21 protein-coding genes are annotated in these 22320 nt (G+C 63.3%); 13 read left to right on the plus strand and 8 right to left on the minus strand.

Annotated features, from left to right (window positions below; all coding sequences use genetic code 11):
* The first annotated feature begins 1 nt into the window (after position 1).
* Entirely contained in the window at positions 2-1438 is a 1437-nt protein-coding gene (locus ACMU_RS07685; protein ID WP_051588149.1) for a mannitol dehydrogenase family protein, read from the plus strand.
* On the opposite strand, the gene ychF is transcribed toward ACMU_RS07685, so the two are convergent.
* Positions 1435-2532, minus strand: coding sequence for a redox-regulated ATPase YchF (gene ychF / locus ACMU_RS07690; protein WP_035258112.1), 1098 nt, complete (start codon positions 2530-2532; stop codon positions 1435-1437). The two genes, ACMU_RS07685 and ychF, sit on opposite strands and share 4 nt — an antisense overlap.
* Before the next feature lie 240 nt (positions 2533-2772).
* On the opposite strand from ychF, the gene trpA reads away from it, so the two are divergent.
* A complete protein-coding gene (gene trpA / locus ACMU_RS07695) occupies positions 2773-3564 on the plus strand; it encodes a tryptophan synthase subunit alpha (RefSeq protein ID WP_035258113.1) in 792 nt (263 codons plus the stop codon).
* A 195-nt stretch (positions 3565-3759) separates the two neighbouring features.
* Here the strand turns inward: trpA and ACMU_RS07700 are convergent, their stop codons facing one another.
* On the minus strand, positions 3760-4215 hold the full coding sequence (locus ACMU_RS07700; RefSeq protein ID WP_035258115.1) for a MarR family winged helix-turn-helix transcriptional regulator: 456 nt from the start codon (positions 4213-4215) through the stop codon (positions 3760-3762).
* Positions 4208-5311 (minus strand): Acg family FMN-binding oxidoreductase, encoded by a 1104-nt coding sequence (locus tag ACMU_RS07705; RefSeq protein WP_035258117.1) that lies wholly within the window; start codon positions 5309-5311, stop codon positions 4208-4210. The genes ACMU_RS07700 and ACMU_RS07705 overlap by 8 nt, the downstream gene beginning before the upstream one ends.
* Positions 5312-5500: 189 nt before the next feature.
* Here ACMU_RS07705 and ACMU_RS07710 point away from each other — a divergent pair, with 189 nt between their 5' ends.
* From ACMU_RS07710 to ACMU_RS07720, 3 genes are all read left to right on the plus strand, one after another.
* Positions 5501-6151, plus strand: coding sequence for a hypothetical protein (locus ACMU_RS07710; protein WP_051588151.1), 651 nt, complete (start codon positions 5501-5503; stop codon positions 6149-6151).
* A 59-nt stretch (positions 6152-6210) separates the two neighbouring features.
* Positions 6211-7374, plus strand: coding sequence for an alpha-hydroxy acid oxidase (locus ACMU_RS07715; protein ID WP_035258119.1), 1164 nt, complete (start codon positions 6211-6213; stop codon positions 7372-7374).
* A 164-nt stretch (positions 7375-7538) separates the two neighbouring features.
* A complete protein-coding gene (locus ACMU_RS07720; protein WP_035258120.1) occupies positions 7539-8651 on the plus strand; it encodes a Gfo/Idh/MocA family protein in 1113 nt (370 codons plus the stop codon).
* 9 nt (positions 8652-8660) lie between these two features.
* On the opposite strand, the gene ACMU_RS07725 is transcribed toward ACMU_RS07720, so the two are convergent.
* Positions 8661-9881, minus strand: coding sequence for an MFS transporter (locus ACMU_RS07725; protein WP_035258121.1), 1221 nt, complete (start codon positions 9879-9881; stop codon positions 8661-8663).
* A 138-nt stretch (positions 9882-10019) separates the two neighbouring features.
* Between ACMU_RS07725 and ACMU_RS07730 the strand changes: the two genes are divergently transcribed.
* The 4 genes from ACMU_RS07730 (at position 10020) to ACMU_RS07745 (ending at position 13040) form a co-directional block, all read left to right on the plus strand.
* Complete coding sequence (locus ACMU_RS07730; protein WP_051588153.1) at positions 10020-11297, plus strand: 3-deoxy-D-manno-octulosonic acid transferase; 1278 nt, start codon at positions 10020-10022, stop codon at positions 11295-11297.
* Positions 11298-11416: 119 nt separating this feature from the next.
* Positions 11417-11878, plus strand: a complete 462-nt coding sequence (locus ACMU_RS07735) for an NUDIX hydrolase (protein ID WP_268870860.1) — start codon at positions 11417-11419, stop codon at positions 11876-11878.
* A gap of 71 nt (positions 11879-11949) precedes the next feature.
* A complete protein-coding gene (locus tag ACMU_RS07740; protein ID WP_035258122.1) occupies positions 11950-12384 on the plus strand; it encodes a DUF1178 family protein in 435 nt (144 codons plus the stop codon).
* Positions 12384-13040, plus strand: coding sequence for an SDR family NAD(P)-dependent oxidoreductase (locus ACMU_RS07745; RefSeq protein ID WP_035258123.1), 657 nt, complete (start codon positions 12384-12386; stop codon positions 13038-13040). Before ACMU_RS07740 ends, ACMU_RS07745 begins: the two co-directional genes overlap by 1 nt.
* Before the next feature lie 4 nt (positions 13041-13044).
* Here ACMU_RS07745 and ACMU_RS07750 read toward each other — a convergent pair whose 3' ends face one another.
* Positions 13045-13584, minus strand: a complete 540-nt coding sequence (locus ACMU_RS07750) for a DUF2087 domain-containing protein (protein ID WP_035258124.1) — start codon at positions 13582-13584, stop codon at positions 13045-13047.
* 252 nt (positions 13585-13836) lie between these two features.
* Between ACMU_RS07750 and ACMU_RS07755 the strand changes: the two genes are divergently transcribed.
* The 3 genes from ACMU_RS07755 to ptsP all read left to right on the plus strand — a co-directional run bounded on the left by ACMU_RS07755 (position 13837) and on the right by ptsP (position 18648).
* Positions 13837-14994 carry a winged helix-turn-helix domain-containing protein gene (locus ACMU_RS07755; RefSeq protein WP_035258125.1) on the plus strand — a complete coding sequence of 386 codons (1158 nt, stop codon included), beginning with the start codon at positions 13837-13839 and terminating at the stop codon, positions 14992-14994.
* A gap of 158 nt (positions 14995-15152) precedes the next feature.
* Entirely contained in the window at positions 15153-16391 is a 1239-nt protein-coding gene (locus ACMU_RS07760; RefSeq protein WP_035258126.1) for an aspartate kinase, read from the plus strand.
* A gap of 13 nt (positions 16392-16404) precedes the next feature.
* Positions 16405-18648 (plus strand): phosphoenolpyruvate--protein phosphotransferase, encoded by a 2244-nt coding sequence (ptsP, locus tag ACMU_RS07765; protein WP_035258127.1) that lies wholly within the window; start codon positions 16405-16407, stop codon positions 18646-18648.
* Between the two features lie 4 nt (positions 18649-18652).
* Here the strand turns inward: ptsP and ACMU_RS07770 are convergent, their stop codons facing one another.
* Both ACMU_RS07770 and ACMU_RS07775 read right to left on the minus strand, forming a co-directional pair.
* Positions 18653-19426 (minus strand): EcsC family protein, encoded by a 774-nt coding sequence (locus ACMU_RS07770; protein ID WP_035258128.1) that lies wholly within the window; start codon positions 19424-19426, stop codon positions 18653-18655.
* A 65-nt stretch (positions 19427-19491) separates the two neighbouring features.
* Positions 19492-19974, minus strand: a complete 483-nt coding sequence (locus tag ACMU_RS07775; RefSeq protein WP_035258131.1) for a GNAT family N-acetyltransferase — start codon at positions 19972-19974, stop codon at positions 19492-19494.
* Between the two features lie 79 nt (positions 19975-20053).
* On the opposite strand from ACMU_RS07775, the gene ACMU_RS07780 reads away from it, so the two are divergent.
* A complete protein-coding gene (locus ACMU_RS07780; protein WP_035258133.1) occupies positions 20054-20659 on the plus strand; it encodes a flavin reductase family protein in 606 nt (201 codons plus the stop codon).
* An 18-nt stretch (positions 20660-20677) separates the two neighbouring features.
* Here the strand turns inward: ACMU_RS07780 and ACMU_RS07785 are convergent, their stop codons facing one another.
* A complete protein-coding gene (locus ACMU_RS07785; protein ID WP_152544554.1) occupies positions 20678-22267 on the minus strand; it encodes a SulP family inorganic anion transporter in 1590 nt (529 codons plus the stop codon).
* Positions 22268-22320 lie beyond the last annotated feature (53 nt).

Consider the following 22320-nt stretch of genomic DNA (forward strand, 5'->3'; position numbering starts at 1 on the left):
AATGACGATCACTTCGCCCAGCTATGACCGCGCCTTGCTGCGCCCCCGTATTCTGCATATCGGGTTCGGCGCCTTTGCGCGGGCGCATCAGTTGGTCTATCTGGACGAGGTTCTTGACCAGACGGATGGCGATTGGGGCGTCGTGGCGGCACGTCTGAATTCCGGCGCGGCAGAACTGTCGGAACTGGACGCGGCAGACGGCCTGTACCACGTTGTTGCGCAGGATGGCAGCGGTACGGATACGCGCGCGGTTGGTTGCGTGATCGGTACGGCCCACCCCGCCCGCGACGGATCCGAAGCCCTGCCCGACCTGATCGCCTCGGCCCCATTGTCGATCATCAGCCTGACGATCACCGAAAAAGGCTATGGCCTGACGGACGGTGCCTTTGACCCCGCCCTGCCCGCCAATGCCGCCGATATCGCAAACCCTGATGCCCCGCGCAGTGCGGTGGGCGTGATCTTGCGGGGTCTTGCCCGGCGGCGCGCTGCGGGGCTGGGCGGGGTGACGGTGCTCAGCTGCGATAATCTGCCTCATAACGGCGCGCTCTGCCGCGCAGCGGTGTTGGGTATGGCCAAGCGGATCGATCCAGACCTGGCCGCCTGGGTCGCACAGGAATGCCGCTTTCCGGCCACCATGGTGGACCGGATCGTGCCGGCGCTGACCAACGACAGCCGCGCCCTGATCGCCCAATGCGCGGGGCGCGACGACCCTAACGGCATCTTGTGCGAACCCTTCCGCCAATGGGTGATCGAGGACAGCTTTGCCGCCGGTCGTCCAGCCTTTGAAAAGGCCGGTGCGCTGATGGTCTCGGATGTTGCGCCTTACGAAGATATGAAGCTGCGCATGCTGAATGGCCCGCATTCGTTCATTGCCTATCTCGGGGCGCTCAGCGGATATGAAACCGTGGCGGATTGCATGGATGATCCCACATTGCGCGCGGCCACACGTGCGTTGATGCTGACCGAGCAAGCGGCCAGCATCGCGGCCCCGGCCGGCGTTGACCTGACCGGTTATGCCGATGATTTAATTGAAAGATTCTCAAACCCCGCCTTGCGCCACAAGACCGTGCAGATCGCCATGGATGGCAGCCAGAAACTGCCCCAAAGACTGCTGGCCGGTGCGTCCGTGTTGGCCAAACGTGGCGCGGAATGGCCATTGATTACCGCCGGTGTGGCGGGCTGGATGGGTTTTGTGCGCAAGGCCGTGCTGAACCCAGATTTCGCCCCCCTGCAAGACCCGCTGGCCGACCAGATCCGCGCCGCGGCCAGCCTGCCCGACGGCCCGGAATTCGTCGCGGCAATGGTGGCGTTGCCAGGCGTCTTTCCGGCCGACACTTCGCTGCGCGCCACACTGGCCAGCCCCATCGCGCGGACCTATGCCGACCTGGTTGAAAAAGGCCCGCAGGGCCTGCTGAAACCGCTGCTGGGCGCGACCTAGGCGTTGAACAGGAAGTGCATCACGTCGCCATCCTTGACGACATAGCCCTTGCCCTCGGCGCGCATCTTGCCCGCCTCTTTCGCCGGCTGTTCGCCGCCAAGTTCCACGTAATCGGCATAGGCGATGGTTTCGGCACGGATAAACCCGCGCTCGAAATCACCATGGATAACACCCGCCGCGGCCGGCGCGCCGGTGCCCTGGGCAATGGTCCAGGCGCGCGCTTCCTTGGGGCCCACGGTAAAGTAGGTCTGCAGGCCAAGCAGTTGATATCCCGCACGAATTAGGCGGTCTAACCCAGCCTCTTCCAACCCCATTTCGCCCAGAAACATTTCGGCCTCATCAGCTTCCAGCTGGCTGATCTCTTCCTCGATCCGGGCCGAGATCACCACTGAGGCAGCGCCTTGTTCGGCGGCCATCTTGGCCACCGCATCGGAATGGGCATTGCCCTCGGCGGCCTCGTCCTCGGCCACGTTGCAGACATAAAGGATGGGCTTGGTGGTCAGCAGCTGCAGCATCTCCCACGCTTTCTGGTCATCCTCGGCCACATCGACGGTACGGGCGGGCTTGCCCTCCTCCAAAACCGCCTGTGCGGCGCGCAGCAAACGCTCTTGCTGAACGGCTTCCTTGTCGCCGCCGCGGACCTTGCGGACGATATTTTGTAGCCTCTTTTCAATGCTTTCCATGTCGGCCAGCATCAATTCGGTCTCGATCACTTCGGCGTCTTCGACCGGGTTTACGCGGCCCTCGACATGGGTGACGTCGTCATCCTCGAAACAACGCAGCACATGCGCAATGGCGTCACATTCACGGATATTGGCCAGAAACTGGTTGCCCAGCCCCTCGCCCTGCGAGGCGCCCTTGACCAGCCCGGCGATATCCACAAAGGTCATGCGCGCCGGAATTATCTGTTTGGATTCAGCGATTTGCGCCAGCTTGTCCAGCCGCGCATCGGGCACGGCCACGTCGCCGACATTGGGCTCGATGGTGCAAAACGGAAAGTTTGCCGCCTGCGCCGCGGCGGTTTTGGTCAACGCGTTAAACAGCGTCGACTTGCCCACATTCGGCAGCCCTACAATCCCGGTTTTGAAACCCATTGGTCGTCTCCATCGAAAACTCGGGATGCTTCTAGGGGCAGTTGGAGGGCGGCGCAAGGGGCCAGCCCCAAAGCCCGCCGAAATCGGAAAATTGCAAGTTTTCTTGTAACTTTCGCGGCTATCAGAGGCCCGTTCATTAAAGTTTTGGCCCCACCGAACGCCGAGGATTTTGTCGAAACCTGATTGATTTTCCGGCGGCCATAGCGCACACCGCACAGAAGGCTGAACACGAGGGACCCGATGACCCGGATCGACGACACATTCGCGCGGTTGCGCGCCGAGGGTAAGAAAGCATTTGTGGCTTATGTGATGGCCGGCGATCCGGATGAGGCGACGGCGTTGGAGATCATCAAGGGCCTGCCCGGCGCGGGCGTGGACATCATCGAGATGGGCCTGCCCTTTACCGATCCGATGGCCGATGGCCCCACCATTCAGTTGGCCGGGCAACGCGCGCTGGATGGCGGCATGACGCTGGAAAAAACGCTGGCCACCGCGCGGGCCTTTCGCGAGACCGATCAGACCACGCCGATTGTGCTGATGGGCTATTACAACCCGATCTACAGCCGCGGCGTTGACCGGTTTCTGGAAGACGCCAAGGCGGCCGGGATCGACGGGCTGATCGTGGTGGACCTGCCGCCCGAAGAAGACAGCGAGCTGTGCATTCCGGCGCAGGCGGCGGGAATGAATTTCATCCGTCTGGCCACACCCACAACCGATGACGCGCGCCTGCCCAAGGTGCTGCAAAACACCAGCGGCTTTGTCTATTACGTGTCGATCACCGGGATCACCGGCGCGGCCGAGGCTCAGGCAACCGACGTGGCGCCGGAAGTGGCGCGGATCAAATCGGCGACCGACCTGCCGGTGATCGTGGGTTTTGGCATCAAGACGCCCGAGGCGGCGCAATCCATCGCCGGCGTGGCGGATGGGGCGGTTGTGGGATCGGCCATCGTGAAGCTGGTCGAAGAAGGCAAACCGGTGCCCGAGATCCTGGCCTATGTGGCGTCGCTGGCCGATGGGGCGCATCGGGCTTAGGTTTACGCCGTCAGCCGGTTAACAGCGCCGCAGGCGCCCGGCTGATCGCCAGACCGCCCCAGAGGGCTGGCGATTTTGCAGCGGCCCTGCCCGGTATCCGCTGGTGGAGGCATGTCGCGGCCATAAAGCGTTTCATTACAACGGTTTGATCGCCAACCCGCGGTCTTTCGCGCAAAGTTGAACGGCAGGCGTTTCTTAGTCCATCTCGTCGCGCAACTGGTCGATCATCTGTCGGAACGCGGTAAGCGTGGGCAGGATATCTTCGGCATCCTTGCGATCAAACCGCCGCGCGATCTCGGCAAAGATGGGGCCAACAGCGGCCAGCGTCTCGTCGCGAAAGGCGCGGCCAGCATCGGTGAGCCAGACCTGTTTTGACCGCTTGTCATCCGGGTTGGGCCGCATCTGCACAAACCCGTGCTTTTCCAACCCGGCCAAGGTATGAGTCATCGTCGTCTTGGGTACCTGAAACGCGCGGGCCAGTTCCAGAGGCGTCGCGCCATCACGCACACGCATCAGGTGGTTGACCACCCCGAAATGCGAGGCCAGCAGACCATCAGACAGGCGCTTTTCAAGGAACGTAGTGCCGATCTGGTTGATGATGCCGGCCTCGAAGAACAAGGCAACAAAGGGGTCGGGATGTATCTCAGGCATGCACCATTCTTGTGTCCAACGGCCAGCGCGGGCTGGGGTCAATAGACGGACCATAGCCCAGCCGCCCCAGCATTTGTACCGTTTCTCCGGGTTCGGCCAGCATGTCGTGAACCTGCGCATAGTATTCCGCCTGTTCGGGGTATTCCTGCAGGGCCTGGCTGACCGGCTGCATCGACAGCCCACGCGCGGTGGCGTCCAGTTGCATGCGCACCCAAACCCGCCCGGCCTCGATCTGATCGCGGCGGGTATTGCCCGGCGTGCGGACCACCGCGTAGGCAAAGGTGGCGTCCATGCTGGGTTTGATCACGTTCAGGGTTTGCTGAAACTGGGAACTGGAGCTGTCGGCCTGCCCTTCGCGCGAAAGCTGCCCGACCAGCATCAGGGTTTCAAGGAACGGACCACCCAGCGCGATGCCGTCGGGGTTGGCGTTGATCTCGGCCTTGCCGAACCGCATGACATTGACACTTTCCATATGGGTGCGGTGGGTCTGAACCTCGGTCATCCAGGCGGTCCAGGTCAGGTCACGCAGGGGGGCGACCTGCGCCGGATCGGTCAGGATGTCGCCGTGGCTGCGCAGCGCGGCCACGTCTGCGGCGGGGATGGCGCGGTCGTCATAAGCCTGGCGGTTGGTGCGCCGGTGCAGGATCTGCGCGAACAGAGGGTCGGGCGTGGCGCCGGGCGCAAAGGTGATGCGGGCGACGGGGCCGTCTTCGCCCTGCGGAAACAGGTCTGTCTGCAGGGTGTGGCCGTTTTGGGCGGCGGCGATGCGCATCACCTCCAGAAAACAGCCCATGCCGATGGTCAGCTGCCGGTCGAACGGGTCGGTTTCCGGCAGGTTGCGCGTTGGGTCGCGGTGCAGGATCACGGTGGCGTCACCGGAAAGCTCGGCCATCCAGGGCTGCAGGTTGTGCGGGTTGGGCGCAAGAATGGCGTAGGACAGCGCAGCAAGGCGCGGATCGGTGGGCGTACCGGCGGCGGCCCAGGGCGCAAGAGCCTGATCGGGACGACGGGTTGCGGCAAAGCCGCCATAAGCGCCAGCGGCGACAACAATGCCCCCACCAGCAAGACGCAGGAAATTTCGACGGTTGAGTTTCATGGCTTTTGGTCCGATGTGTTTTGGTTCGATATCGCACCATTTAGTCCGATATCGAACCAAATGCAACCCTCCAGTAGAGTTTCTTGTGACCGATGGTGTTGGAGAACGTGTCGGAAGCGTTTGGGAAGATGCGCCACTGCCGCTAGGGTGAGGCATGGGCTATCCCCTTACACACATGTCCGCACGCGCATGATCGGGCCCGTCACCCTGCGCTGGGTTCTGGTTCTGACCTTGTGGGTCGCGCTGTTTGGCGGCGGCGCAATGGTGGGCGGGTTCTTCCTGATGGAGGCCGAAGTTCTGGCCGACGAGGACAATCGCTTTGCCATGAACAAGATGGTTCTGATGATCCTTGCGCTGTTCGTCGTGGCCTCGGCCCTGCCCTTTGTTCCGGGGGCCGAGATCGGGTGGATCATGCTGGCGGCCTTTGGCGCGCCGGTGGTGTTGCCGGTTTACCTGTGCATGGTGCTGGCGCTGTCACTGGCGTTTTGCATGGGGCGGCTGGTGCCGCCGGCGATGCTGCAACGGGTGTTCCGCTTTCTGAACCTGCGCCGGGCGGCAGAGCTGGTCGAGCGCACCGCCGGCATGACCCCGCACGAACGCCAGGCGGTGCTGGCGGAACGTGCACCGGCGGCCATTGGGCCTGCGCTGTTGCGGCATCGCTATCTGGCGCTGGCGGTGGCGTTCAACATCCCCGGCAACTCGGTGGCCGGTGGCGGCGGGGGGCTGGCGCTGTTTGCCGGGCTGTCGCGGCTGTTTAGCTGGCCGGGCTTTCTGGCCTGTGTCCTGTTGGCGGTGGCACCGATCCCGGCCATGGTCTGGGTGTTGGGATGGTCCCCGTGAGGGATTGATCGACCCCCTCGATTTCGGTAAGTCATTATGACCAATACCAGAGGTTCGGCATGCCCATTATCACCTGTATCGAAGACCTGCATCGCATCTATAAACGCCGTGTCCCCAAGATGTTTTACGACTATGCGCAGTCGGGCAGCTGGACCGAGCAGACGTTCCGCGAGAACTGCAAGGATTTCGAACAGATTCGCCTGCGTCAGCGTGTGGCCATCAACATGGAGGGGCGCAGCACAGCCAGCCAGATGGTTGGTCAGGACGTGGCGATGCCCGTGGCGCTGGCACCTGTCGGCATGTTGGGCATGCAGCACGCCGATGGCGAGATCAAGGCCGCCACCGCCGCGCGCGATTTCGGCGTGCCCTTCACGCTGAGCACCATGTCGATCTGTTCGATCGAGGATGTGGCGGCAGCCACAAACGCGCCGTTCTGGTTTCAGCTGTACGTGATGCGTGATCAGGACTATACCGACCGGCTGATCGCGCGGGCCAAGGATGCCGGATGCAACGCGATGGTTCTGACGCTGGACCTGCAGATTTTGGGCCAGCGGCACAACGACCTGAAAAACGGGCTGTCGGCCCCGCCCAAGCTGACCCTGCCGGTGATCGCCGATCTGGCGACCAAGTGGCGCTGGGGCCTTGGCATGCTGGGCACCAAGCGGCGGCAGTTTGGCAATATCGTCGGCCATGCCAAGGATGTGGACGATGTGCAAAGCCTGATGGCGTGGACGCATAAACAGTTCGACCCGCGGCTGGATTGGGACAAGGTCAAGGAATACCGCCGCCGGTGGGACGGCAAGCTGATCCTGAAGGGTATTCTGGACCCCGAGGACGCGGTAAAGGCGCTGGATGTCGGCGCCGATGCAATTATTGTGTCCAACCATGGCGGGCGGCAGATCGACGGCGCGCTGAGCTCTATCCGGATGCTGGCGCCGATACTGGACGCCGTGGGCGACAGGATCGAGGTCCATCTGGACAGCGGCATAAGGTCCGGCCAGGACGTGCTGAAGGCGCTGGCCATGGGGGCCACGGGCACCATGGTCGGCCGGGCGATGGTCTTTGGCCTGGGCGCGATGGGTCAGGACGGGGTGACCCGCGCGCTGGAAGTGATCCACAAGGAGCTGGACACCAATATGGCGCTGTGCGGGCGCAAGTCGGTGCAGGATCTGGATCGCGATATCTTGTTGGTCCCCAAGGGATTTTCCGGCGATTGGGCCTGAGGCCCCGCGCCTGCCCTGCCGGCCTTGTCGGGTGGGGGACTCAAAATTGATACACTATTGCTTCACCTCGCGAAACGGCCTAAAACACAGGCCAACAGAGTCGCGCGCCATGACAGAACACGGCCAGACCCTGTAGGCTTGCAATAATACGGAGGGGCAAGGGCATGACGACGGTATATGGTGTGATCGGTTGCGGGATGATGGGACAGGAACACATCCGCAACCTTGCCCTGATCCCCGACACAAAGATCGGCGCGGTGTATGAACCCGATGCCGGTATGCTGGCCGTGACCCGGGAATTGGTACCTGATGCGAAGGTTGCAACCTCCATCGCGGATCTGGTGCAGACGCCCGAACTGGACTGCCTGCTGATCGCCAGCCCCAACTATATGCATGTGGACCAACTGCGCGAGATTACGGCGCTGCGCACCCTTCCGATCCTGGTGGAAAAGCCGCTGGCCACCGATCCGGCCGACCGTGCCACCGTGGCCGAGATGGCCGCGAATTACGGCGCACCGATCTGGGTGGCGATGGAATACCGCTTTATGCCGCCGATCGCCAAGTTCCTGGAACTGGTTGAAGAGGCCACCGGTGGGGTCAAGATGCTGACCCTGCGCGAGCATCGCTTTCCGTTTCTGCACAAGGTCAACAACTGGAACCGTTTCAACAGCCAGTCGGGCGGTACAATGGTCGAGAAATGCTGTCATTTCTTTGACCTGATGCGCCTGATCACCAAGGCAGATCCGGTGCGCATCGTGGGCAGTGGCGGCCAGATGGCCAACCATAAGGACGAGCGGGTGGATGGGGTTGCGCCGGATATCTGGGATTCGGGCTATTCCGCCATCGATTTCGACAATGGCGCCCGCGCCATGCTTGAGATCTGCATGTTCGCCGAGGGCTCGGACTATCAGGAAGAGATCTCGGCCGTGGGTCCGAAGGGCAAGATCGAATGCCTTGTCCCCGGTCCCGCGCGGATGTGGCCCGCCCATCGTGGCCCGCAGCCCGAGGCCAAGGTGGTGATCAGCCCGCGCGACAAGTCGGCGGTGACGGTGATCGATGTGCCGGTGGACGAAACGCTGGCCACGGCGGGTGATCACCACGGTTCCACCTTCCACCAGCACGAGCAATTCGTGCGCGTGGTGCGCGGCGAGATCGACCCGCAGGTGACCCTGCGCGACGGCTGGATGGCCGTCGCCATGGGTATGGCAACGCAGCAATCGGCCAGCGATGACGTGGTTGTGGATTTCGCCGGGCAATATGCCTGGCCCAACGACTGAAATCTGACCCTATGCGGGGACGGCCCCGGTGGGTCGTGCCCGCGATCGCATCAGTACAAACAGCACGATCAGGATGTTCAGCCCGTTCCACGCAATGCCGTTCAGGAACGCCGCCGAGTAAGACCCGGTGATGTCGTAGATCCAGCCCGACATCCACCCGCCCAGCGCCATGCCCAGCACCGTCATCATCATCACGAATCCCACGCGGGCCCCGGCCTCGCGCGCGGGCATGTATTCGCGGATGATGATGGCATAGCCGGGCACGATGCCGCCTTGCGACAGGCCAAAGATCGTCGAGACGATGTAGAGCGACACCATGCCGTCAAACGGCAGGTACAAAAACAGCGCAAGGCATTGCAGCGCCGAGCCGATCAGCACCGTGCGCGCCCCGCCTAGCTTGTCCGCCAGCGCGCCAGAGATCAGGCGCGACACCACCCCGCCGGCCAGCATCAGCGACAACATCTCGGCCCCCACAGCCGGGCCATAGCCCAGATCGACGCAGAAGCTGACGATATGCACCTGCGGCATCGACATCGCCACGCAGCACGACAGCCCCGCCAGCGCCAAGAGCGCCTGCAACATGCGCGGCGACAAGCCGGTGCCATGGGTGCGGGCCGTGGCCTGCGCCTCGGCATGGGCACCGGCGCCTTCGGGTAATTTCTCGCGCAGCAGCAGCGCAAGCGGGATCACGATCACAACGGTCAACCCGGCCAGTGTCAGGTAAACCGCGCGCCAGCCGTCATTGGCCATCATGCCGCTCAGGACAATGGGCCAGATCGCTCCGGCTAGGTAATTGCCGCTGGCCGCCAGCGCCACGGCAATGCCGCGCCGTTTGTAGAACCAGTGCGAGATGTCCGAGATGACCGGCGCGAAACCTGCGGCGGCTGCAAAACCGATGATGACCTGCACCACGCAGAGCCAAAGGAAAGACGGCGCAAGCGCGGCCCCCGAAAACGCAATCGCCACGACGATGGCCGCAACGATCAGCGCCTTGGACAACCCATAGCGGTCGACGGCACGACCAATCACGAGGTTGCCCACGGCAAAACCCAACATGGTCAGCATGAAAGGCGCCGAGGTGCCGGCGCGGGTCAGGCCGAACTCGGCCTCGATGGCGGGCATGACCACGACGATCGACCACAGGCCGGCGCTGCCCACGACCGAGGCGGTCAGGGCAATGGCAAGCCGCAGCCATGATCGGCGGCTGTCAAGGATATCGGATGCATTCATGGGCAAATCTGTGCGGCGGCCCGGCGCGCAACTCAAGGTAAAAGGCGTATGCACACAATAACGTTTGAGTGCGTTTGCCGCATTTTCGCGCTTGCCCCCTGCGCGCGCACAGGCGAGTTTGGGGCAACGCAACAATGGATGCCCGCCTTGTTCCTGTACCGGATTGTTTTGACATTGCTGTCGCCGTTTTTCGCGCTGCACATGCTGCGTGCGGATCAGAACACCCGCCGGGCGCGGCTGGGGCTGGTTGGCCCGGATGGCGCCACGCGCGGTCAGGTGCTTTGGCTGCATGCCGCATCAAACGGCGAGGCGACGGCGGCGCGCGGTTTGATCGAAACGCTTGTGGCCCGCGACCCGGCACTGACCTTGTTGGTGACATGCAACTCGACCACAGGACGCGCCTTGGTCGAAAGCTGGAAACTGACCGGGGTGACCGCCCTGCCGGCACCGCTGGATTACCGGCTGGCGCTGCGGTCGTTTCTGGCAAATTGGACGCCCGAGGCGCTGATTATCGTTGAAAACGAGCTGTGGCCGAACCGTATCGCCGCCATGGCCCGCCGCAACCGCCCGGTGCTGGTTGTGTCGGCCCGCATGTCGTCGGGCAGCGCCCGCATGTGGTCGCGGTTCCCGGGTGTGGCGCGACGTGTGATGGCCGGGCTGACGATGGTCTGGCCGCAAAGTTCGGCCGATGGCGACCGGCTTGGCGCGCTTGGCCTCAGCCCGCTGCGCCTGTCCGACCCGGTGAACCTGAAACTGGGCACCGCAGCGATGAAGCCGGATGCACAAGCGCTGGCGAAACTGGCCGGGGTTCTTAAGCGGGAAAACACGTTTCTTGCCGCGTCGACCCATGACGGAGAGGACGCCCCCCTGATCCGCGGCTTTGCCCGGGCGCGGGCCGAGGACCCCAGCCTGAAGATGATCCTTGCCCCCCGCCACCCCCGCCGGGGCGCGGCAATCAGCGCGCTGTTGAACCGCGAGGGGCTAAGCCACGCAATGCGGTCGGCGGGACAGGGCCCGGCGCCCGACACGGCGGTTCTGCTGGCCGATACGCTGGGCGAAATGGGGTTGTGGTACAGCCTTGCCGGGGTGACATTCGTGGGTGGCTCGTTGGTGGACAAGGGCGGCCACACACCGGTGGAACCGGCGCAATTCGGCTCGGCCATCCTGCACGGGCCGCATCTGGACAATTTTGCCGAGCTTTATGACAGGCTACAGGCCGACCGCGCGGCAACATTGGTGCAATCGGCCGATGAACTGAAAACGCATTTGTTGAACCGCCGCGCCTTGGCGGTAACGGCATTGCGAGCGCAGGCCGCGGTCGACGGGCTGCGCGGGCAGCTGGCCTTGCACCCGGTGCTGCAAGAATTGGCGCGTTTGACGGGAAATCCGGCGTTGGCCCAAGAAAACGGTGGATAACTTAAGGAAAACTCCTGCTGCTGTGGTATTCACGGCGCTGTGACCTTACATTCACCCCTATAACAAAAATCCCGGAGGAGCGCGGCATCTGCATTTAGATCCGCAGGGCAAGTGTAAACGTGAGTTTGATAAAAGCATCCGATTTTCCGCTTTTCGCAAAGGCGCCAGCATCAAAATCCGCGCGCACGCAGTTTGGCGCGTTGTGTTATCGCGGTGCAGGCAAAAAGACTGAGATTCTGTTGATTACCAGCCGCGACAGCGGCCGTTGGGTGGTGCCGAAAGGCTGGCCCAAGGGCAAGGAAGACCCTGCCGCCAATGTCAGCCGCGAAGCATGGGAAGAGGCCGGCGTGGTCGGCAAACTGGGTAAGAGCCTGCTGGGCTTTTACAGCTATTCCAAGGTTATGGATGACGGCAAGGCAATGCCATGCGTTGTGGCCGTATACCCGATCCAGGTCGACAAACTGTCGGACAAGTTTCCCGAAATGGGCCAACGCCGTCGCAAATGGTTCCCGTCCAAAAAAGCGGCATCGCGGGTGGCCGAGCCGGAATTGGCAAGGTTGCTGAAGCGTTTTAAGGGATAAGCGACACGAAACCGCGTTGATTTCCGCGCGGAATTGCCTAGGTTTGGGCGACTGAACAACAGAGGCACGTGATGATCCGTTATGCATTGACCTGCAAGAATGGGCACAGCTTTGACAGCTGGTTCCAATCAGCCGACGCGTTTGACACGCTGTTGGCCCGCGGTTTGGTCAATTGCGCCCATTGCGGCGAAACGGATGTGCGCAAAAGCCTGATGGCGCCCAATGTCGCACTGTCCGAGGCCAAACCGCCTGCCCCTGCATCCACCCCTGAACCCGCCGAGGCGCCGGGCCCCGAGGCCGCGCTTGCCGAATTGAAGCGCAAGATCGAGGAAAACTCGGACTATGTCGGCGACAAATTCGCGACCGAGGCGCGCGCGATGCATGACGGTACCGCCCCCGAACGCGCGATCTATGGCGAGGCCAACCTGGCCGACGCCAAGGCGTTGATCGATGACGGCGTGCCGGTGGCACCGCTGCCTTTTGTTCCAACCCGAAAGACCAATTGATGCATGTCCTGATCACCGGTGCCAATCGCGGCATCGGGCACGCGCTGGCGCAGAATTTCACCGCCAGCGGCGACCGGGTGACCGGCACCTATCGCGGCGACCAGCCGGCCGGTGACGGCTGGCAACAGCTGGACGTGACCGACCCGGCCAGCCATGCGGATCTGGCCGCGCGGATGGCGGGCGATCCGGTTGATCTGCTGGTCTGCAATGCCGGTATCTATCTGGACAAGGGCGCGCGGATCGGCGCGGGGTTCGAGGCGCAGAAATGGGCCGACACATTCGCGGTGAATGTCACCGGCGCCTACCTGACGATCGAGGCGCTGCTGCCCAATCTGCGCCTGTCGCGCGCGCCGCGCATCGCCATCATCTCGTCGATGATGGCCAGCCACGAACGCGCGCCAGGCGGGTCGTATATCTATCGCGCGTCCAAGGCCGCGGTGCTGAACCTGGGCCGCAACCTGGCCGCCGACCTGGCGCCCGAGGGCATCGCGGTGGGCATTGTCGAGCCGGGCTGGGTGCAGACCGATATGGGGGGCGGCGTGGCGGACCTGACGCTGGCGCAATCCATCCCGATGCTGCGCGCCCGGCTGGACGCGATCGACATGGCAACCACCGGCTTTTTCGCCCGGCTGGACGGCGCGCCGCACCCCTATTGAGACCCTAACGGGATTGTCGGCGGCGGCTGAGCGCGTGGATCACGGTGCGGGCTTCGGGCGATGGCTTCTGTTCGATGCGCCGGTATTCCGAACCGTCCGACTTTCGGGTCATCAGGCCCTCGGCGATCATCGTGCGCCGCAAGGTGGCCACGTCATCAAACAGGTGTTGGGCCGCCAATGCGTCGTTCACCTGCCGCTCGGACAGCGCCCGGCCCGCGGGCAAGGTGGCCCACAACGCCCACAAGGCCAGCGATTGCGTGGCGCGCTTGGACGGCCATTGGCGCAGGCGGCCCTGCGCGTCGAACTGGTGCAGGGCGCGCTCCACCGTGCGGGCGTCGGCCATGGCAGGCTGCGCGGGTTGCGCCAGCCGCCGTGCGGCAGCCGTTGCGGCGCGCATATGCTGCACATTCTGAAACCCGGCGGACCGGGCCAGCATGTTCATCAGGGACAGATGCGAGGGGCTGTTTTCGCCCAGTTGTCGCGACATGGCGCGGGCAAAATGGGTCAGGTCATCGACTCGCAACGGGATCGGAGATTTTGTCATCGGTCATCCATTTCGGGCGCGGTGCTTGGTCGTTGGTCGCTGGCTTGACGAAAGGCGCCCATGGGAAGCGATGTCATTTTGCGTATTCGGGCAGGTTTAGCACTCCTGTCAGGAGCAGCGACGCCTCGGTGTCTGCCGACCGTGCCTTGGGCATACGGAATCATGCGGTTTATTGCAACCGTACCGCCGTGGCCTCTTTTCCCGGCGCGCCGGTTGTGAAACAAAGTGAGAACACACAGGGAGAGCAGCCCATTGGCCCCGTTGAAGATCGACAATTCCACCGCGCGGGCGCTGTGGCTGACCTCGCACGGGTTGGCGCAGACGCCAACCGGGCCGCTGGACACGCTGGCGCTGATCAAGCAGCTGGGCTTTGTGCAGCTGGACACCATTCAGGTGATCGCACGCGCGCACCATCATATCCTGTGGAGCCGCAACCAGAACTATCGCGAAACGATGCTGGACCCGTTGTTGCGCGACAAACGGCAGGTGTTCGAGCACTACACCCATGATGCGTCGGTCCTGCCGATGGATTTTCTGCCAATGTGGCAGCGGCAGTTCCGGCGCAAGAAGGAACAGGTGGGCAAATCGAACTGGTTCGGCAAGCACCTGCATCCCGACCTGATCGCCGAGGTGTTGCGGCGCATTGCGGATGAAGGCCCCCTGTCCACCCATGATTTCGAAACCAAGGTGCGCGGCAAGAAAGAAATGTGGAGCCGCCCGCCCCACAAGATGGTGCTGGATTACCTGTGGTATTCGGGCGAGTTGGCCACCTGCCATCGCGACGGGTTCACCAAATACTACGACCTGGCCGAACGGGTGTTCCCGCAGGACCAGCCGACGCTTGGCGACACAGAACAGATTGCGCAGCTGTGCCAGTCGGCGCTGGAGCGGATCGGGTTCGGCACGCTGGGCGAGATCCGACGGTTCTGGGACGCCTGCGCGGTGCCCGAGGTCAAGGCATGGTCCGAAACGGCAGACCTGGTTGAGGTCGAGGTGCAGGGCGCCGATGGCAGCTGGACCAGCGCCGTGGCCTGCGCGGATATCGAGGCGCGGATCGCCGCGCTGACCACGCCCACCGCCCGTCTGCGCGTGCTGAACCCGTTTGACCCGGCCATCCGCGACCGGGTGCGCCTGAACCGGCTGTTTGGCTTTGACTATACAGTCGAAATGTTTGTGCCCGCCGCCAAGCGTAAATGGGGTTATTACATCTTTCCCTTGTTGGAGGGCGGACGGTTCGTTGGCCGGATCGAGGCCAAGGGCGATCGCGCGAAAGGCACCCTGACCCTGTCGAAATACTGGACCGAGTCACCACGCCTGAATTCCGAGAAACGCGCAGCCAAGCTGCATGCAGAACTGTCCAGGCTGGCCAGGCTGGCGGGGTTGGATACGGTTGAATGGGCACTGCCCTGAACCACTGCAAACGGGTGCGATCTGCCGGTCACGCCGGTTTCACACAGAATTTGCCCCACAGGACCCCTCGTCGCACCCGGATTGGGCACCCTGCCCTTGCCCTTGGCGCGCCCATGACCTAGACGGTGCCGGACTTCGACTAAGGCAGAGGGGCCGGCATGCCGCTTCTTGTAATGAAATTTGGGGGCACCTCGGTGGCTGATCTGGAGCGTATCCGGAACGCCGCCGACAAAGTGCGCCGCGAGGTGGAACGCGGATACGACGTGATCGTGATCGTGTCGGCCATGTCGGGCAAGACGAACGAGCTTGTCGGTTGGGTCGAAGAGACCTCGCCCATGTTCGACGCGCGCGAGTATGACGCGGTTGTCAGCTCGGGCGAGAACATTACCGCGGGCCTGATGTCGTTGACTTTGCAGGAAATGGATATTCCGGCGCGCAGCTGGCAGGGCTGGCAGGTGCCGCTGAAAACCACCAGCGTGCATTCAGCCGCCCGGATCGAGGAGATCCCGCGCGACAATATCGACGCCAAGTTTGCCGAGGGTATGCGCGTGGCCGTTGTGGCGGGGTTTCAGGGCATCAGCCCCGAGGGCCGGATCACGACGCTGGGCCGGGGTGGCTCGGACACCACGGCGGTGGCTTTTGCAGCCGCGTTTGATGCCGAACGTTGCGACATCTATACCGATGTGGACGGTGTTTACACCACCGACCCGCGCATCAGCGCCAAGGCGCGCAAGCTGGACAAGATCGCGCTGGAAGAGATGCTGGAACTGGCCTCGCTGGGCGCCAAGGTGTTGCAGACGCGGTCGGTTGAACTGGCGATGCGGTACAATGTGCGCCTGCGGGTGCTGTCGAGCTTTGAGGAAAACAACGAAAACTCCGGCACGCTGGTCTGCGCCGAGGAGGAAATCATGGAACAGAATATCGTCTCGGGCGTGGCCCATTCGCGGGATGAGGCAAAGATGACCCTGACATCGGTTGCCGACCGCCCCGGTATCGCCGCCGCCATCTTTGGCCCGCTGGCCGAGGCCGGCGTGAATGTCGACATGATCATTCAGAACATCTCGGAGGACGGGCGCACGGATATGACCTTTTCGTGCCCCACCAACCAGGTGGAACGGGCCAAGGCGGCCATGCAGAAGGTCAAGGATGACGGCGTGATCAACTATGCCGGTCTGGTGGCCGATACGGATGTTGCCAAGGTCTCGGTCGTGGGGATCGGCATGCGCAGCCATACCGGTGTGGCCAGCCAAATGTTCCAGGCGCTGTCGGCCGAAGGCATCAACATCAAGGTTATTTCAACATCCGAGATCAAAATTTCCGTGCTTGTGGATCGGAAATATATGGAACTTGCGGTGCAAGCCCTTCATGATGAGTTCGGATTGGAAAAGGCAGGCTGACCCCCGGAGGGCCATGGCGCAAACCACCGAAAGCGAAAGCCGCAAGCTGCTGCAACGGCTTCGCGACACGCTGGCAGAAGCTGGCGAAGGGCAGGAACGGCTCGATCGGATCACGCATCTGATCGCGGACAGCATGCGTACGGGCGTGTGCTCGATCTATCTGTTTCGCGATGCAGAAACGCTTGAACTGTGTTCAACCGAGGGCCTGAACCCCGACGCCGTGCACCAGACACGCATGCGTGTGGGCGAGGGCCTGGTGGGCCGGGTCGCGGCCACCAGCCAGCCAATCAACACCGGCGACGCGCCGTCTGAACGCGGTTTCCGCTATATGCCGGAAACCGGCGAAGAAGTGTTTTCCAGCTTCCTCGGCGTGCCTATTCAGCGCCTTGGTGACGGTCTGGGTGTGCTGGTTGTGCAGTCACGCGAGGCGCGGCAGTTTTCCGAAGACGAGGTTTACGCGCTGGAAGTGGTCGCGATGGTGCTGGCCGAAATGACCGAGCTGGGCGCGTTCATCGGCGAAGGCGCGGCCCTGTCGGCGCTGCACCAGCGGGCCACATCGTTCAAGGGTGGCGTTGGGCAGGAAGGCGCGGCAGCGGGCCGGGTCTGGCTGCATGAACCCCGTGTCGTGGTCACCAATCCGGTGGCCGACGATCCGGCGGCCGAGGTGGAACGCCTGCGCGATGCTGTGGCGCAACTGCGCGTGTCGGTCGACGATATGTTGTCACTTGCTGCTGCCGGTGACGTCGAACAGCGCGAGGTGCTGGAGGCTTATCGCATGTTCGCCCATTCGCGCGGTTGGCTGCGCCGGATGGAGGAAGACATCGACCGCGGCCTGTCCGCCGAGGCGGCGGTAGAGAAAGAACAATCCGTGGCCCGCGCGCGCCTGCAGACCGCGCCCGACGCCTATCTGCGCGAGCGCCTGCATGATCTGGACGACCTGTCCAACCGGCTGCTGCGCATCCTGACCGGGCAAGGCAGCGATACTGGCGCTGAAATGCCCGGCGATCCGATCCTGATTGCCCGCAATATCGGGCCGGGCGAATTGTTGGCTTATGGTCGGTCGCTGCGCGGGATTGTTCTGGAGGAAGGCTCGGTCGCCAGCCACGCGGCGATTGTTGCCCGCGCCCTTGCAATCCCCTTGGTCGTCAATGCCGATGGCATCACCGCCGAGGCCTTGAACGGCGATGCGATCCTTGTGGATGGCGACGAAGGCGTGGTGCATCTGCGCCCTGAGGACTCGGTGGAAACCGCCTTTGCCGACAAGATGGCGATGCGCGCCAAGGCACAGCAACGCTATTCTTCGATCCGCGAAAAACCTGCCGAAACGCTGGATGGGGACCGCATTGCGCTGCATATGAATGCGGGCCTGATGGCCGATCTGCCGTCGCTGGAAGGGTCAGGCGCCGAGGGCGTGGGCCTTTTCCGGACCGAACTGCAATTCCTTGTGCAGTCGCAAGTGCCCAAACGCGGTGATCTGGCCGCGCTTTACGCGCGTGTCATGGATGCCGCCGGAGGCAAGCGCGTGGCCTTTCGCACGCTGGATATCGGGTCGGACAAGGTGCTGCCCTATATGAAACGCCCCGACGAACCGAACCCGGCATTGGGATGGCGCGCGATTCGGGTTGGGCTGGACAAGGTTGGCGTGATGCGCATGCAGTTGCAGGCGCTGATCCGGGCCGCCAATGGCCGCCCCCTGACCGTGATGTTCCCGTTTGTTGCGCAGTTTGACGAGTTCAAAGCCGCACGCGAGCACCTGATGCGCGAGATTGATCGCGAGGAAAAGCTGGGCCACACCCTGCCCGCCAGCGTCGAGGTTGGCGCGATGTTGGAAACGCCGTCGTTGGCCTTTGCGCCCAAGCAGTTCTTTGACATGGCCGATTTCATCTCGATCGGCGGCAACGACCTGAAACAGTTCTTCTTTGCAGCCGACCGCGAAAACGAGCAGGTGCGCCGCCGATATGACACGCTGAATGTCAGCTATCTGAGCTTTCTTAAACAGATCGTTGAGCGGGCCAGCGCCTCGGGCACGCATCTGTCCTTCTGCGGAGAAGATGCCGGGCGCCCGTTGGAGGCGATGTGTTTTGCCGCCATTGGGATGCGGACACTTTCAATGCGCCCGGCCTCCATCGGGCCGGTGAAACACCTGCTGCGCCGCACCGATCTGGCCGAGGCGCGCGATGTGATCGAGACCGCCTTTACCTCGGGCGCACAATCGGTGCGACCGGCGGTAATGGAGTGGATGCGCAACCGGGACTAAGGCGTCAGCCGGCCCGTTGCACCGGGGGTTTCCCCATCTTTTCAACCAATTGCGCGCGCAGGTCTTCTTCGGGCACGTCATTGTCGATGGCCAGTTTCTTCAGCCCGAACTGCACATGCGCGATCTCTTGGTAATAGCGCGTATAGGCGGCGTTGATGCCGGCCCCGGCCACGGCGCCAAGGATCGGCACCGATTGCGCAGCCAGTTTCGGGCCAAGCGCGGCGGCAAGGCGCGGCGCCACGCGGGCCACGATGGTTTGCAGCGCCGGACCCGTGATGGCCACGCGGGCCGACAGGAAACCGGTATTGGCCCCGTCATCATCCGTCAGCGGCCCGGCGGCCGCGAAAACCTGCACACAATCGGCTTTCAACGCCTCGGTTTCGGGGTCAAATCCGTATTCGGCGGCGATGCCCTGAATGGCGCGCATCAGCAGGGTAACGGTGACCGGCAGCTCGGCCATGGCGGATGGCAACCCGCCAACGCCGCCCGCTGCCCCCATCACCGCCGAGGCCCATGTGTTTATGCGGGCCGAACCGTCCGGCAGCCCCTGCCCGCGCGTGCGCGCTGCGGTCTCGAGCGCAGCAAAGAGCGCTTTTTCGGTGATCTCGTCCATGCGGTTGCGCATGGGTTCGGGGATGCGGGTCAAAAGGTTCTCGGCCTGTTCGCCGGCCATGTTCAATATCTGGATGCCAATCCCGTTTGCCTGCCGGTACCGGGCCGCCAACGCATCAACTTCGCGGGCGATCTGTTCGGGCGACAGGGTGGTCAAAGCGGTCATCGGCACCTCCTACACGGTATTGTTACCGGTCAAAGATGGGGGCGGAACGGGCCGCGCGCAAGTCCCTAGGGTTGCCTCACCTGCCCGGTCACACCGTCCCATGCACCGTCACAGAGCGCCGCACCCAGCACCCGCGCAGGGTTGGTGGGCGGGGGCATTTCCACATCTTGCAGCCGTTGAAACCCAAACCGTCCGTAATAGGGCGCGTCCCCCACCAACAACATGCGCGGATGGCCCAGCGCCCGGGCGCGGTCCATGGCCTGTTGGATCAAAAACGCCCCCAAACCCTCGCCCTGGTGGGTTGGGTGCACGGCAATGGGGCCCAGAAGAACGGCCGGATCGCCGCCCACGCGCACCGGCCAGTGGCGGATTGCACCGGCCACGGCATTGTATTCGTCGCGGGACACAAGGCAGAGATCGGCGATGGGCGGCACCCCGTCGCGCAGACGATAGGACGACAGCGCCTCGCGGCCCGGCGCGAAACACAGGTCATACAGCGCCTCGACCTCCCACCAGTCTTCGGCCGTTTCGGTGTGCAATGTCAGCACCGGCTGCCCTCTTTTCCTCTGGATTCGGGCGTAGCACGTGCTTAGGTGGGGGGCAAACACCATCCACGCGGAGCCCTTGATGTTCTATCGCCCCGAGGAAGGCCACGGCCTGCCCCACAACCCGTTCAACGCCATTGTTACACCGCGGCCCATCGGCTGGATCTCGACCCGGGGGGCGGATGGCCGCGACAACCTTGCGCCCTATTCGTTTTTCAACGCCGTGGCCTATGTGCCGCCGCAGGTGATGTTCGCCTCGACCTCGACCAAGCCCGACCGTGGCGACACCAAGGACAGCGTGGCCAATATCCGCGATACCGGCGTGTTCGTGGTGAACATCGTGGAATACGCGGCGCGGGACGCGATGAATGTCACATCGGGCGCCTTGGCGGCGGACGAGGACGAGTTTGTCGCGGCAGGTCTGGAAAAGGCCGAGGCGCAGGTGATCAACTGCCCTTACGTGGCCAACGCCCCGGCGGCGCTGGAATGCAAGCTGACACAGATCGTGGACCTGCCCGGCGCGGCCAACAAGCTGGTGCTGGGCGAGGTTGTGGGCGTGCATATGCGCGACGATTGCCTTGTCGACGGCATCTTCGACGTCACCACCTTCCGGCCGCTGTCGCGGCTGGGCTATCGCGACTATTCGGTTGTCGAAAACCTCTTTTCGCTGAAACGCCCGGGCGAGTGATACCCGGGCGCCAGTGTCTTAGTGGCCGCCGCCGAACAGACCGGTATTGACCGAGTAATTCGCCGCCAGCTGATAATCGGGGTCATCTTCGGATTTCACGATGATCATGCCGGTTTGCGACAGCAGGCGCTGGCAATCGGGCGACAGGTGGCGCAGCTGCAACTCTTTGCCCAGCTCTTTGTATTTCACCGTCAGCTCTTCGATGGCGTTCAGCGCCGATTGGTCGGCCACGCGGCTGTCAGCGAAATCCACCACAACCAGCTTGGGGTCATCCTTGGGGGTGAACAGCTCGGTAAATCCGGCGGCGGAGCCAAAGAACAGCGGGCCACGCACCTGATAGACCTTTTCCCCCTCGGGCGTGGTATAGCTGCGGGCCGAAATGCGCGTGGCGTTGACCCAGGCATATTGCAGCGCCGACACAATCACACCCACCACTACGGCGACGGCAAGGTCCTGCCACACGGTCACAACCGTCACCAGGATGGTGACAAAGCTGGCGAACTTGGTGCTGACCCGCATGATACGGAACGTGTTCCAGGCGAAGGTGCCGATCACCACCATGAACATCACGCCCACCAGCGCGGCCAGCGGGATCTGCTCGATCAGGGGCGAGGCAAAGAGGATGAAGCTGAGCAGGAACAGCGCCGCCGCGATGCCGGCAATCCGCGTGCGACCGCCCGATTTCACGTTAATCATCGACTGACCGATCATTGCGCATCCGCCCATGCCGCCAAAGAAGCCGGTAACGGTATTGGCCACACCCTGGGCCACACATTCCTGGCTGGCACCGCCGCGCTTGTCGGTCATCTGACCCACCAGGTTCAGCGTCAGCAAGCTTTCGATCAGGCCGATGGCGGCCAGGATCACCGCGTAGGGCAGGATGATCTCGAGCGTTTCAAGATTGAACGGCACCATCGGAACGTGGAACGGCGGCAACCCGCCTTCGACCGAGGCCATATCGCCCACCCGCGGCACGTCGATGCCAAAGCCGATCACGATCAGCGCCACGATCAGGATCCCGGCCAGCGGCGCCGGGATCACGTTGGTCACCTTGGGCAAAAGCCAGATGATCGCCATGGTCAGCGCCACCAGCCCCAACATGATCGCCAGCGGCCCACCCGACAGCCATTCACCGCCCGCCATGCCATGGCCCGAAGCCTCGGCACTGCCGGGCACTTTGAACTGGCCCAGCTGGGCCAGGAAAATCACGATGGCCAGCCCATTCACAAAGCCCAGCATGACCGCGTGCGGCACCAGCCGGATAAACCGGCCCAACCGGAAGATACCCGCGAGGATTTGCAGGATGCCCATCAGCACCACGGTGGCAAACAGATATTCGACCCCATGCTCGGCCACCAGCGCCACCATCACCACCGCCAGCGCCCCGGTTGCGCCCGAGATCATGCCCGGACGCCCGCCAATCAGCGCAGTGATTAGCCCCACGATGAAGGCTGCGTAAAGCCCCACCAGCGGCTCGACCCCGGCGACAAAGGCAAAGGCCACGGCCTCGGGCACAAGGGCAAGGGCCACGGTCAGGCCTGACAGGATCTCTGTCTTTAGAACGGCCGGCGTGGGACGAGTGGTATCGAAACCAGAGACATTCGACATCAGGTTTCGGGCAAAGGTCGAGTAAGGATTTATGGCCAAGGGATCACCAATTG

This window comes from Actibacterium mucosum KCTC 23349 (assembly GCF_000647975.1).
Classification (GTDB): Bacteria; Pseudomonadota; Alphaproteobacteria; order Rhodobacterales; family Rhodobacteraceae; genus Actibacterium; species Actibacterium mucosum.